Source organism: Rothia sp. HMSC065B04, from assembly GCF_001812285.1.
Classification (GTDB): domain Bacteria; phylum Actinomycetota; class Actinomycetes; order Actinomycetales; family Micrococcaceae; genus Rothia; species Rothia mucilaginosa.
The window spans coordinates 363,258-375,749 of sequence record NZ_KV808406.1; the positions used below are offsets into that span (position 1 = coordinate 363,258).

Sequence of the window (12,492 nt, forward strand, 5' to 3'; positions counted from 1 at the left end):
AGCGAATACCGTAGGCAACTCACCTAGGATAACCCAAAAAAATTCAGAACGCAACACAGCGGCACTCCACCGCTCAGGGAGAGGCAAATAAAGTTCCTAGGCTTCAGCCTCCTGAACCTGATTCAGCTCATCCCAGGAGGCGTACATCGCCGCAAAACGACCGCCGGAGGCAATCAGCTGCTGCGGGGAGCCATCCTCCACCACAGAACCCTCATGAATCACCAGCACACGATCAGCGCCCAGAACCGTCGAGAGGCGATGCGCAATCACCAGCGCCGTACGCCCCGCCAACACGGTTCGTAGCGCCGCCTGCACCGCACGCTCACTCGGGATGTCCAGCGAAGCCGTCGCCTCATCCAGAATCAGCACCCGCGGATTCGCCAAGAACACGCGAGCAAACGAAACCAGCTGACGCTGACCCGCCGACAGGGTAATACCGCCGCGGCCCAGCTGCGACTCGTAGCCCTCACGCAGACGCTCAATGAACGCGTCAGCACCCACCGCCTTTGCGGCAACCTTCACCTGCTCATCGGACGCCTGCGGGTTACCCATGCGGATATTCTCCAGAATCGACGCGGAGAACAGGAACACCTCCTGGGTCAGCATGAGCACCTCACGGCGCAGCTGCGCATCCGCCAGCTGGCGGACATCCACGCCGTCAATACGCACCTGACCGGCTGAAACATCGTAGAAACGAGCCACCAGCTTAGCAATCGTCGACTTACCGGCACCCGTAGCACCCACCAGCGCCACGGTCGTACCCGGCTCAATGCGCAGGCTTGTCTCCTTCAACGCGTGACGATCCGAAGTGTACCCAAAGACCGCCGAATCCAGCTCCACCAGAGCGCCCTGAACCGTGCCGGACGCGCCCTCAGTAACGCCAGTAGCAGATTCAGCTACAGACTCTACAGCCCGCTCATGCGGATGCTCCGGCTCAGCAACCTCCGGCTCCTCAGCCAAGAACGACGACAGCTTCTCCAGCGCTGACATCGCCGACTGGAACATGTTGTAGAACTCAGAGAGCTGCATGACCGGCTCAAACACACGGTTCGCGTAAATCACCAGCGCCAGCAGGGTACCGATCTGCATGGTGCCGCCCAGCACCGCATAACCACCCAGCACCAGCGCACCGGCAATAAACACATTGCCCAAAAGCATCAGCACGGGCGAATAGATGCCGAAAATCTTAATGGAATCCATCACCGCAAGGCGGTAACGCTCCGACGCCTGAGCGTACTCAGAACGCATCTGCGCCTCCGCACCAAACGCCTTCACCGCGCGGATACCCGTAAAAGTCTCCACAAAACGGCTCGTCAAATGCGCAGACTCGGTACGCATCGTACGGAAAACCGGCACCGCCGTCTTCTGGAACCAGCGCGTCAAGAAGTAAATCGGCACGCCCATGACCAGCATGAACAGGCCAATACGCCAATCCAGAAGGAAAATAGCGACCGCAGAAATCACCATGGACAGCAAAGTAATCGCCAACTGGCTGATGCCGCTGTCCAAGAAGCTGCGGACCGTATCAATATCGCTAGTCAGACGCGAAATGACCTTGCCCGAGGTGTACCGCTCATGGAAGGACACGCTCAGCGACTGCGCGTGACGGAACACCCGCTTACGCAGGTACACCACCACGCCCAGCGACACGCGCACCGTGTACGCCACGTTGACCCATGAGAAGATCGCGGTCACCGCGGTAGCCACCACAAAGAACACCAGCAGGGTCAACAGGGGAGAGGCATCACCCTGCCTGAGCGGCTCAATGGAACTATCCAGGACGCGGGCAATCAGAATCGGCGCAACCGCTGAGGAACCCGACACCAAAAGCACCGAAATAATCGACAGAGCCAACGCCCCACGGTGCGGGCGCAACATCTGGCGCAGCAGAGCCATCGAGCGTTCACGGGTCTCCGCGCGCTCTTGCGGGCTCATCTGATCCCGCGGCTCCGCCGGACGATGATGGGCCATTAGCCCTCCTCCATCGTCATCAGCTGACGGTACTGCTCCGAAGAGTCCATCAGCTCAGCGTGAGTGCCCTCGGCGACCACAGCACCATCAACCATCAGCAGCACACGGTCCGCCAGAGCCACCGTGGAGGGGCGGTGCGCCGTCAACAGGGTAGTAGCGCCGCCCAGTCCCTCCAGACCCTCACGCAGACCGGTAATAATACGCTCCTCGGTGTTCACATCCAGCGCCGAGAACGGGTCATCCAGCAGTAGCACGGAGGGGCGCTTCGCTAAAGCGCGCGCCAACGACAGACGCTGACGCTGACCACCCGAAAGGCTCAGACCCTCCTCACCAATGACGGTATCCAGACCCTGCGGAAGCTCCGCCACGAAATCGCACGCAGCCAGCTGCAGCGCGGTCTGGAGGGTCGCCTCCAGCTCTTCTGCGGCGGGGTAGTCTTCATCCTCGGTGCCGTGCTCGTACTGCTCGGCAACGCCCATCAGTACGTTCTCGCGGACCGTGCCGGAGAAGAGCACCGCCTCCTCAAAGACGAACGCGGTCTGGGCGCGCACCTCCTCAATAGACATGTCAGCGGTATCTCGGGTGCCAAAACGTAGGGAACCGGAGGTCGGCTCGTAGAAACGCGGAACCAGCGACAGCACGGTCGACTTGCCGCTACCGGTTGCACCAACCAGCGCCAGAATCTCACCCGGGAAGACCTTGAAGTTTACGTCCTTCAGCACGGAAACCTCGGGTGCCTTCGTCTCAGAAGCAACTTCAGAATTCGCCTCAGTGGTAGCCTCAGCCGGCGCCTTGGTAGCGTCGTAGCTGAACTGAACGTGATCGAACGTGACAGATATTGCGCCACCGCTGGGGTACTGCATAGTTTCCTTCCCGGAGCCGCCCTCGGCAGACACTCCAGCTACTGTTGACGAATCAGAAGCACCCTGCGGATGCTCGGGCCCAGACACAGCCGCGGAGCCACGAACCAGCGGCACCGCCTCAAAGCCGGGCTCGTCCATGACCTCGTTGTGGCGTTCCAACGCCACCTTATAGCTCAAATAGGCAGACATCAGCGCGGTCGAGCGCGTCACGTGGCTGAGCACGGTCGTCTGCACCGCAAAGTAGGCGGTCATCGCGCCCAGGCTCAAGGTGCCCGCCGCAACCTGCGAAGCGCCCACAGCCAGCGCCACTGCCGTGGAGACACCCACAATCAGGCCCTGGTACAGGGCAACACGAGCCACCAGCATCGACCTGCCGTACTCGCGAACCTGCAGGGCGTCCACCGACTCGGAATATTCCTGAATCTGCTCGGGGGAGCGGCCCAGCGCCTTAATCACGCGGATGCCGCGCACCGACTCCTCAATGCGGGTGGAGAGGTCGCCCGTCATTTGCTGAATCTCATGTGAAGCGCGGTAGTACTTGCGAGTGAAGTTCACCAGCGACAGCACCAGAATCGGCACGGTCACCACGAACACCAGCGCCAGCGACGGCGAAGAACGCAGCATGAAGAAGCCACCGACCAGGAACATCACCGCAACAGTCAGCATCTGAACAATACCGAAAGACAACCAACGGCGAATCGTCCCCAAATCGCTCATGGAGCGGGTCAGCAACTGACCGGAGGGCCAACGATCCAGCAGAGAAAGCGGGGCGCTGAGCAGCCGGTCAAAAAAGTTCATGCGCATGGACAGCTCAATCGTGGAGGTCGGGTCCACAATCAGCCAGCGCCTCCAATACATGAAGGAGGCGTGCGCAATACCCAGCAGAAGCACCAGACCACCGGCAATCCAGATGGCGCTCTCGGTGGTGCTCTGCGAGAGATGATCCACAATAATCTGCAACATCTGCGGAATAGCAATCTCAAGGGCACCGGCACCGAACGCCACCAGCAGACCCACGCCCCAGCGCACACGAATCGGACGTGCATACGCGGCGAGGGTGTGCGGGGCACGCTGACCGTGCGCGTAGTCGATCGGGTCGGGGGTCGGTTCGCTCGCCGTCTCCAAGAAGGGGTTACGGCGGCGCTTAGTCGTGCGTGCTGTAGAAGCCTCAGACATTAGCGGCGGCCACCTTTCGAAGCGTCGGCTTCACCCTTATCGCGAGCCGTGAGGGTCACCAGGATTGCCTCCGGCGGGCAGAACAGACGCACCGGCGCAAAACGAGAGGTGCCCAAGCCGGCAGAAACCTGAACCGGAATACCGGACTGCTCACTGACACCCTTCGCACGCGAAGGCGGCAGATCGCAGTTGCTGACCAGGGCATGACCGCCGGGCAGGCAGACCTGACCGCCGTGCGTATGACCGGCAAAAATAGCCTGCGCACCGTCCTGCACGAAGCGGTGCAGGGTACGCATATAGGGGGCGTGCGCCACGCCGATACGGACGCTCGGCTCCTCACCCTCATCGAAGGCACCGGGGGCGAACCCGGGGTGCTCATCGTAGCGCAGGTGCGGGTCATCCACACCGGAGAACTCCAGGCGCAGACCCTTGAGGTTCAGCGTGTCGTAGCGGTTGATCAGGCCCGTCCAGCCGCGCGACTCGAAGGCGTCGTGCATCCGCTCAATGGGCAGGGCTACACGCGAGCCTTCCTCAATCATCTGCGGGGTGCGCGGCTGCCACAGGTAGCGTGCCGGGTTCTTGAAAACCGGCGCGAAATAGCAATTCGAGCCGGGCACAAACACGCCGGGGAAGTCCATGAGCGGGTCGAGCGCCTCCAGCAGCGGGCCCATACCGTCCACGTGGGAGAGGTTATCACCCGTGTTCATCACCAAATCAGGCTCCAAGGCAGCCAGCGAGTGCATGAAGTCAATCTTCTTCTGCTGGCCCGGAATCATGTGCATATCCGAAATATGCAGAATCCTGAAGTCAGGACTACCGGCGGGCAGTACTGGCAGGGACTCGGTGCGGAGCTGAAAATTGTTCAGCTCAATAAAGTGCCCATACGCCGCCGTGGCGGCCCCCAAAGCTGCAGTGGCGGCTACCGCCCCCGCTACCTTCTTCAGGAGCGGGGAGGAGCCGCGTGCGCCGGGGACCGCCACGGGGACGCGGGCGTTGACTGCGTTTTCACACATTATCAATCGCCTTTCAGGCTTCAGCTGATGAGCTGTGATTCTAGCTGTACGACAGAATCTTATCGCTGGGGGTGGTGAAGTCCTTCGTGTTGTACTTCGGTGCGATCGTCTTCATGAACGACTGCCACTGAGCACCGGCGTAGGTCGCACCATCCACATAGTTCAGAACACGACCGTTAATGCCCACACCGTTCAGGGAACGGAAGCCGAGGTTGTTAGAACCAACCCAAGACGCGGTGGACAGGCCACGAGTGTAGCCAACCTGCCAGGTCTGGGAGGAGTTATCGTTCGTACCGGTCTTCGCAGCCGAACCGTTCGGCAGACCAATACCGCGCTGAGAAGCGGAACCGCCAGGCTGGATAACACCCTTCAGAACCCAGCTGACACCGTTCGCGATGTCCGGATCCAGAACCTGCTCACACTGGTTCTGGTATTCCTTCATGGTTTCACCGTTGGTCTTGGTGATCTTCTCGATGGGGCGCGGGGTGCAGTACTTACCCTCAGAAGCGAAGATAGCGTACATGGATGCGCTGGTCAGCGGAGAGATACCGTACTTGGTACCACCAATGTTGGTACCCAGGTCGGGGATGCTGTGCAGCGGTTCGCCGGTACCATCCAGGGCGTGCATCTTGATGGACAGGTCGTGCACATCGCACAGGTCAAGCTGGGAGAGCATGCCGTACAGGTACGAGTTCAACGACTGGCGAATACCGTACGCCGCGGTGTTGTAGCCTAGGCCACCGTTGAACGCGTTCTTGTAGGACCAGCCGTTCGGCTGACCGGTGTAGTAGTACTTACCGCCCTCGTAGCACTTGGCGTTCCAACCGAAGCTGGTGGGCCAGAACAGCTGGGTACCGTTCACGGTAGCGTTAGCGCCGCGGCCGCTGATGAGCCACTGAGCCAGAATAATCGGTTTGAACGTCGAACCGGGCTGGAAGCCGCGGGTACCACCGTAGGCGCTATCAACGTTGTAGTTGTACTCGGTCTTGGAGTGGTCGTTTGCGTCAGCCGGGGTGCCGAGCTCAGTGTTCTGTGCCATCGCGATGACGCGACCGGTACCGGGCTCAACACTGGTCAGGGCGGAGTTCACGTCGTTCCAGTTGGTTGCTGCGGGCTGGGTGGAGTCCACTGCCTGCTTAGCCGCGGTCTGAGCCTCGGGGTTCAGGGTGGTGATCACCTTCAGGCCGCCACGCTTGATGGCGGTGTTACGCAGCTCAGCGGTTGCGCCGAGGGATTCATCCTGCAGCAGGTAGTTGACCACGTAGCGGCAGAAGAACGCCTTATCACCTGCCAGGGAGCAACCCTGGGACTTGGGGTGGACGTTGAGCTTAATGTCGCTGGCGATAGCGTCGCTGTATTCCTTATCGGTAATCTTGCCGTCGCGGAGCATAGTGCCCAGAACGATGTCGCGGCGTTCACGGGCGAGCTCGGGGTTCACGGTCGGATCGTACACGTTCGGTGCCTGCACCAGACCGGCAAGAAGCGCGGACTGAGCCACGTTCAGGTCCTTAGCGGAAATACCCCAGTAGTACTGTGCAGCAGCCTCAACACCGTAGTTCGAACCACCAAGGTTCACGATGTTCAGGTAGCCTTCAAGGATTTCGTCCTTGGACTTGTTCTGCTCCATAGAAATCGCAAGCTTCATCTCGCGAATCTTTGCGGCGTAGGTCTTGTTACCGTTCAGGGTCGCGGTAGCGTCCTCACCGCGAGCCACAGCGGAGTCAACAATGAGGTTGTTGACGTACTGCTGGGTCAGGGTGGAAGCACCCTGGCGGCGACCGCTGTTGGAGTTAATGATGTTGTTCAGGAACGCACGACCAATACCGATAGCGGAGACCGCACCGTGGTTGTAGAAGTCACGGTCCTCCACTGAGACGATAGCGTCCTTCATGTGCTGAGAAATCTGATCCAGCTTGACCGGTTCACGGTTCTCTTCAAAGAAGGTTGCGATTTCGGTCTTGCCGTCAGCAGCGTAAATAGTAGAAGGACGGGAGGAGATGCCATCGGCAATGTCGTCAGGAAGGTCCTGGAACCATGACATCGACGCGTTCGCGACCATACCGGCACTCACTGCCGGGGGTACGACAATAATTGCCGCGAGGAAACCGGCAATCACGCTGAACGCGAGGAACTGCAAAAAATCTCCCGGGCGGCGACGCGCACGGGTTTTCTTAGATGAAGCCATTCATTCAGTTTATCCCATGAAGCTGTGAGAGAAAGCCCGTCTCGCCACCCCACAGGGAGGTGGGCGCCTCAGCCCTGAGAATAAAGCCCCAAAAAGCCCCGGACATTGACCGAAACCATAGTAAATCCCTTTTACTTATTCGACCCTGAAAGCTAGGCTAGAGGGTATGAAGAAATGGGAATACGCAACTGTACCGCTGATGATCCACACGACCAAGGCAATCCTCGATAACTGGGGTGAAGATGGCTGGGAGCTCGTCACCGTGCTGCCCGGTGCCTCCGCACCTGCCGGTGCAACCCCCGCATCGAACATGGTCGCTCCGACTCAGGGCAACCCCATCGCCTACTTTAAGCGCGAGAAGGCTGACTAAGAGCAGCGTACCCGGCGGTCACCTCGCTATCCCGGCTCTCCTTTAACTAGGGGAGCGCGGGAATAGATGAGGAAGGCCGCCGGTTAGCCGTTTAACAGCTGCCTGAATATCAGTAGCGTTTAGATTTACGGCATTTCCCCTATCACCGTTTGGGTGCCATCACCCGCCATTCTTCTGGAGTAATCATGACTGAATCCCGTATTGAAGCACGTATCCGCGAACTCGGTTACGAACTGCCCGTAGCACCCGCCCCCGTTGCCGCATACGTTCCCGCGGTGACCTCCGGCTCCTACGTGTACACCTCCGGCCAGCTGCCCTTCGTTGAGGGCGCCCTGCCCGAAACCGGTAAGGTGTCCGACTCCGGTGCTGAAGGCTTCGTGACCCCCGAGAATGCGAAGAAGTACGCGGGTATCAGCCTGCTCAACGCCCTGGCAGCGGTCAAGTCCGTCATTGGCGACCTGGACCGCGTGCAGCGCGTCGTGAAGGTTGTCGGCTTCGTGGCATCCGAGGTGAACTTCACCGCTCAGCCCGCCGTCATTAACGGTGCCTCCGAACTGCTCGGCGAAATCTTCGGTGAGGCAGGCCAGCACGCCCGCTCCGCCGTCGGCGTTCCCGTTCTTCCCCTGGACTCGCCCGTAGAGGTCGAGATCATTGTTGAATATGTCTAATCTGTACACCGGCGCGCTGCCGCTGTCTGCTATTCGTGCTGCCCAGGCTCAGCGGGCAGCACAGGACGCTCCTGAGAAGACTGCACGCACCGAATCCGCACAGGATAATGGCACCGCCCAAAACATCAAGACTCTACCCCTGCCGGTGCAGGAACGCCGCTTCGGCACTCCCACCCCGGCTGAGGGCGTGGAGCGCCCCCGCATGTTTACCGGCCGCCAGTCAGGTCCGCGCACCGCAGCCATTCAGCGTCTCTACGCGATTCCTGAGTTCATGCGCACTGCCGCCGAAAGCTGGTGTGAAGGCGGTAACGAAGGTGCGACCGGTTGCACGATGCGTCAGGCTGCCTCCGTAATTTTTGTGCGCGACGGCGAGAACGGTCTCGAAACGATTCTGACCTACCGTCCCGGCACCTCTCCGCTGGGCGTGGTGGCTTTCCCCGGCGGTACGGCTCTTCCCGGTGATGATGAGGCGGCCTCCTGGGTCGGCCCCGGCGCCGAATACTGGGAAGAACAGTTCCACTTCTCTGACGTTACTCAGGCACGCCGCAGCGTCATGGCTGCCATCCGTGAGTCCTTCGAAGAGACCGGCATTCTGCTCGCTGGCGAGGACGACCAGGACGTGGTGGAACGCTCCAGCACCCCCGAGCTCATGGCGTGGCGCGAGGCGGTTGCCGAGCAGGACAAGAGCTTCTCTAACTTCTTGACCTCCAGTGGTTTGAGCGTGCGCGCCGACCTGTTGCGCCCGGTCGCGCGTTGGCAGTCCCCAGACTTCTTCCTCAAGCGCTACGACATCGCCTACTTCACCACGGCGCTACCCGTAGGCCAGGACCCGAAGCTGCTGCTCGGTAAGGGTGTGTGGGGCGACTGGCTGAACGTGCGTGAACTGCTCGAAGCCAAGGACACCAGTGAACTGGGCGACCGCATCGGTCAGCCCAACACGGTGGGACGCACCCTCGACCAGCTCATCACCCCCGGCGTGATGTGCCTGCTCGAATCTTTGGCGAAGGCCCAGACTTCCGTGGCCTGGCTGTCCAAGCGCCGCAATATTGAGGTGAAGAAGCCCGTGCTCGTCACCCACAACGGTGCGTGCATGCTCTCCTTCACCGAGGTGGTTCCGGCTACCACCGGTTCCATGTACACCGGCGCGATGGGTGTGCTCTAAGAGGGTAGTGCATCCGCTCGCTCGTATGATGAAGCGTTAAAGAAATCAGGAGCCGTTTCCCCATGCAGAGGGAAACGGCTCCTGATCTATTTAAGTCGTGCGTCTTTTAGCGAGGGCGTCCTAGAATGCCCTAACTCAAAGAGACCTTAGCGGGAACGCTGGCGCAGGCGGGGCAGGTCCAGAATGACAACTGCGCGTGCCTCCAGACGGATCCAGCCGCGAGAAACGAACTCGGCAAGAGCCTTGTTCACGGTCTCGCGGGATGCACCAACCAGCTGTGCCAGCTCTTCCTGGGTCAGCTCGTGAGCAACGAGCACACCGTCGGTTGCGGGGCGGCCGAAGCGGTCAGCCAGGTCCAGCAGTGCCTTAGCGAGGCGGCCGGGAACGTCGGAGAAGACCAGGTCAGCCAGTGCCTCGTTAGCGTGGCGCAGGCGGCGAGCCAGAGTCTTAATGACCTGATCGGAAATCGAGGGGTCCAGCTGCTGTGCGCGCTTGAAAGACTCGTGCTTGATGGCAGCCAAGCGGGTCTCAGAAACAGCGACAGCGTTGGTCGAACGGGGTGAGGGGTCGAAGAGAGCCATCTCGCCGAAAACATCACCGGGACCCATAATCGCGACCATGTTCTCGCGACCGTCAGCGGCGGTACGGCCCAGCTTGACCTTACCGGAGAGCACAGCGAAGAGCTGATCGTCCTGGTCACCCTCGTAGAAAAGGACAGCGTTGCGGGAGAGGTCAATCTCCTGAATGTCATCGGTCAGCAGAGCGAAAGCTGCGTCGTCGAGGTTAGCAAAGAGAGGGGTACGACGGAGGATCTCGAGATCCATAAAGTTCTCCTAGATATGAGGTGATGAGCCGAAGCTCGTAAATGTTCAGTGAGTGAGCCCGAACCGGTGCCATGCGTCTCAACATCTGAAATGTGAGAAGGCTCAAGCTAGTGTGACATATTCAACTGATATGAGCGTACCCTAAAAAAGCTGTTTGTGCATTCCGATAGGGCGAGCTTTACAGCAAAAGTTATTTCTTCCGAGAAAATTCAAAGCTTACCCACAGGTTCAGCACCTAATATCAGGCATTCAGGTGTGTACTTTTTTCGGTACCAAGCACGCAGACACCCTCATGACCAGGAGGCGCACCGCCTCTACACACGGTACGATGCGACGAGGCAGAAACCCGAGCCCAAAACCCCGGGAACACAAGCCCGCCGCATCCACCACTGGGTGTTAACGCGCCGCCACACTCACCGGGCACAGCCCGCACTAACCACATGGGCACACCGTGACCATTTCTACCCACCAAGGAGGCAATTAGTCGTGACGACTGGCATCAACCTGCTTGATATTGCTATCCCCATCATTCTGCTGCTCTACTTCCTCGCCGGAGTCCGCAGCGGATTCTTCACCACCCTCGGAACCTTCCTCGGCCTGGGTCTGGGCGTCTGCGCCGCAGCCTGGCTCGTGCCCCTCGCCGTGGCATCCGTGGGATCCCAATGGAGCCTCATTACCGCCGTCGGCGTGCTCATCATCTGCCTGACCATCGGACAGTGGCTCGGCCTCGTTGCCGGACGCACCATCCGCCGCGTCACCGACATCACCCCGCTCAAGGGCGTAGAACGCTTCTTCGGCGGCGTGCTGAACCTCGCCGCCTGCGCCCTGGTCATGGTCGTGCTGACCATCTCCATGCGCACCGTGCCCATCCCGCAGCTCAACACTGCGCTCAGCGACTCCAAGACCCTCTCCTGGATGGTCGCCTCCACCCCCGAGGTCGTCAAGGACCGCATCAACACGGTACGCAATGACGTGCTCGCCTTCGGAACCATTCCGGAAGTCAGCCAGCTCATCGCCCCCGAAACCAGCGCCCCCACCGAGACGGTAGAATCCGCGGCACTGGACCAGGCGGCAGCCTCCGTCGTTGAGATTCTGGGCGCCGCAGAGCAGTGCGGCTACACCTCCACCGGCTCCGGCTTCGTGGCGGATAACGGCCTGGTCGTCACCAACGCCCACGTAGTCGCCGGCGTGACCTCCCCGGTCGTGCAGGACTCCCGCGGCCGTACCTGGCCCGGCACCGTCGTCTACATGGACACCGAACAGGACCTCGCCTTCATCAGCGTTCCCAAGCTGCCGCTTGCACCGCTGAACATTGGCACCAACGCCACCGCAGGTAGCCTCGTAACCTTCATGGGCTACCCCAAGGGCGGCCCGTTCAAGGCACTGCCCGCCACCGTGCAGGGCATCGGCAACACCCAGACCATCGACGCTGACACCGGCCGTGCCAACGCCATGCGCCAGGTCTACCAGCTGGCAGCCGACGTGCAGCACGGCAACTCCGGCGGCCCCGTCCTCGACGAAAACGGCAACGTGGTCGGCGTGATCTTCGGTAGGGCAACCACCGGCCAGACCGGCTACGCCATCACCGCAAGCACCCTCAAGCAGGCACTGGCCGAAGGCGGCGACAACACCGCCGCAGTCTCCACCGGCACCTGCCGCAAGTAACTAGCCGCTAAATAGCGATAAAAGTTCAGGCTCCCCCCTCACATGAGGAACGGGAGCCTGAACTATTTAACGAACGGAGGCAGTGCTGGGCTATTCCGCCAGGCGCTGGGCTGCGCTATTCAGCGAGATGCTGCGCTGTTATTCCGCCAGGTGCTGTGCCAGGAAATCAACCGCCATGACATAGCCGTACGCACCCGCACCGGCAATCACCGCAGTAGCCTGCGGCGACACAAACGAATGATGACGGAACTGCTCACGACGATGCACATTCGACAGATGCACCTCAACCACCGGAAGCTCAGCTGCCTCCAGCGCATCATGCAGCGCCACCGAGGTGTGCGTGTACGCCGCCGGGTTAATAATAATCGCCGCGCCACGAGTACGAGCACGCTGAATCTCATCCACCAGCGCACCCTCATGATTCGACTGCATAAACTCAACATCAAAACCATGATCCGCCGCGCGCTCACGCACCATACGCTCAATATCGTGCAGAGTGGTGTAGCCGTACACCTCGGGGCGGCGCTGCCCAAGCAGGTTCAAATTCGGTCCGTTAAGCACAAAAATTGTATCTGACATAAAACCAGTGTGGCAC

The 12,492-nt window shown here is 60.4% G+C and carries 10 protein-coding genes; 4 read left to right on the forward strand and 6 right to left on the reverse strand.

All coding sequences use genetic code 11. The features are described from left to right. Window positions 1–96 precede the first annotated feature (96 nt). The 4 genes from HMPREF2845_RS01585 to HMPREF2845_RS01600 are packed head-to-tail and all read right to left on the reverse strand — an operon-like array spanning window position 97 to window position 7,208. The gene (locus HMPREF2845_RS01585) at window positions 97–1,971 is read right to left on the reverse strand and encodes an ABC transporter ATP-binding protein (RefSeq protein WP_070633719.1); all 1,875 of its coding nucleotides are present in this window, start codon (window positions 1,969–1,971) and stop codon (window positions 97–99) included. Beyond that, entirely contained in the window at window positions 1,971–4,010 is a 2,040-nt protein-coding gene (locus HMPREF2845_RS01590; protein WP_070633720.1) for an ABC transporter ATP-binding protein, read from the reverse strand. Before HMPREF2845_RS01590 ends, HMPREF2845_RS01585 begins: the two co-directional genes overlap by 1 nt. After that, window positions 4,010–5,023 (reverse strand): metallophosphoesterase, encoded by a 1,014-nt coding sequence (locus HMPREF2845_RS01595; RefSeq protein ID WP_070633721.1) that lies wholly within the window; start codon window positions 5,021–5,023, stop codon window positions 4,010–4,012. The genes HMPREF2845_RS01590 and HMPREF2845_RS01595 overlap by 1 nt, the downstream gene beginning before the upstream one ends. Window positions 5,024–5,063: 40 nt before the next feature. Next, complete coding sequence (locus tag HMPREF2845_RS01600; protein ID WP_049351940.1) at window positions 5,064–7,208, reverse strand: transglycosylase domain-containing protein; 2,145 nt, start codon at window positions 7,206–7,208, stop codon at window positions 5,064–5,066. Between the two features lie 166 nt (window positions 7,209–7,374). Between HMPREF2845_RS01600 and HMPREF2845_RS01605 the strand changes: the two genes are divergently transcribed. The 3 genes from HMPREF2845_RS01605 (at window position 7,375) to HMPREF2845_RS01615 (ending at window position 9,408) form a co-directional block, all read left to right on the forward strand. Continuing rightward, a complete protein-coding gene (locus HMPREF2845_RS01605) occupies window positions 7,375–7,578 on the forward strand; it encodes a DUF4177 domain-containing protein (RefSeq protein WP_005504647.1) in 204 nt (67 codons plus the stop codon). Window positions 7,579–7,763: 185 nt separating this feature from the next. Continuing rightward, complete coding sequence (locus tag HMPREF2845_RS01610) at window positions 7,764–8,246, forward strand: RidA family protein (protein ID WP_005508253.1); 483 nt, start codon at window positions 7,764–7,766, stop codon at window positions 8,244–8,246. Continuing rightward, window positions 8,239–9,408, forward strand: a complete 1,170-nt coding sequence (locus HMPREF2845_RS01615) for an NUDIX hydrolase (RefSeq protein ID WP_070633722.1) — start codon at window positions 8,239–8,241, stop codon at window positions 9,406–9,408. The genes HMPREF2845_RS01610 and HMPREF2845_RS01615 overlap by 8 nt, the downstream gene beginning before the upstream one ends. Before the next feature lie 146 nt (window positions 9,409–9,554). On the opposite strand, the gene HMPREF2845_RS01620 is transcribed toward HMPREF2845_RS01615, so the two are convergent. Further along, the gene (locus HMPREF2845_RS01620; RefSeq protein WP_005504653.1) at window positions 9,555–10,232 is read right to left on the reverse strand and encodes a Crp/Fnr family transcriptional regulator; all 678 of its coding nucleotides are present in this window, start codon (window positions 10,230–10,232) and stop codon (window positions 9,555–9,557) included. 486 nt (window positions 10,233–10,718) lie between these two features. On the opposite strand from HMPREF2845_RS01620, the gene HMPREF2845_RS01625 reads away from it, so the two are divergent. Next, window positions 10,719–11,897 carry a MarP family serine protease gene (locus tag HMPREF2845_RS01625; RefSeq protein ID WP_049351934.1) on the forward strand — a complete coding sequence of 393 codons (1,179 nt, stop codon included), beginning with the start codon at window positions 10,719–10,721 and terminating at the stop codon, window positions 11,895–11,897. A gap of 138 nt (window positions 11,898–12,035) precedes the next feature. Here HMPREF2845_RS01625 and aroQ read toward each other — a convergent pair whose 3' ends face one another. Beyond that, window positions 12,036–12,476, reverse strand: a complete 441-nt coding sequence (gene aroQ / locus HMPREF2845_RS01630) for a type II 3-dehydroquinate dehydratase (RefSeq protein ID WP_005504658.1) — start codon at window positions 12,474–12,476, stop codon at window positions 12,036–12,038. Window positions 12,477–12,492: the final 16 nt, after the last annotated feature.

Coding starts and splice junctions, on each gene's coding strand:
- HMPREF2845_RS01585 (WP_070633719.1), bottom strand. CDS start 1,971: ATGGCCCATCATCGTCCGGCGGAGCCGCGGGATCAGATGAGCCCGCAA.
- HMPREF2845_RS01590 (WP_070633720.1), bottom strand. CDS start 4,010: ATGTCTGAGGCTTCTACAGCACGCACGACTAAGCGCCGCCGTAACCCC.
- HMPREF2845_RS01595 (WP_070633721.1), bottom strand. CDS start 5,023: ATGTGTGAAAACGCAGTCAACGCCCGCGTCCCCGTGGCGGTCCCCGGC.
- HMPREF2845_RS01600 (WP_049351940.1), bottom strand. CDS start 7,208: ATGGCTTCATCTAAGAAAACCCGTGCGCGTCGCCGCCCGGGAGATTTT.
- HMPREF2845_RS01605 (WP_005504647.1), top strand. CDS start 7,375: ATGAAGAAATGGGAATACGCAACTGTACCGCTGATGATCCACACGACC.
- HMPREF2845_RS01610 (WP_005508253.1), top strand. CDS start 7,764: ATGACTGAATCCCGTATTGAAGCACGTATCCGCGAACTCGGTTACGAA.
- HMPREF2845_RS01615 (WP_070633722.1), top strand. CDS start 8,239: ATGTCTAATCTGTACACCGGCGCGCTGCCGCTGTCTGCTATTCGTGCT.
- HMPREF2845_RS01620 (WP_005504653.1), bottom strand. CDS start 10,232: ATGGATCTCGAGATCCTCCGTCGTACCCCTCTCTTTGCTAACCTCGAC.
- aroQ (WP_005504658.1), bottom strand. CDS start 12,476: ATGTCAGATACAATTTTTGTGCTTAACGGACCGAATTTGAACCTGCTT.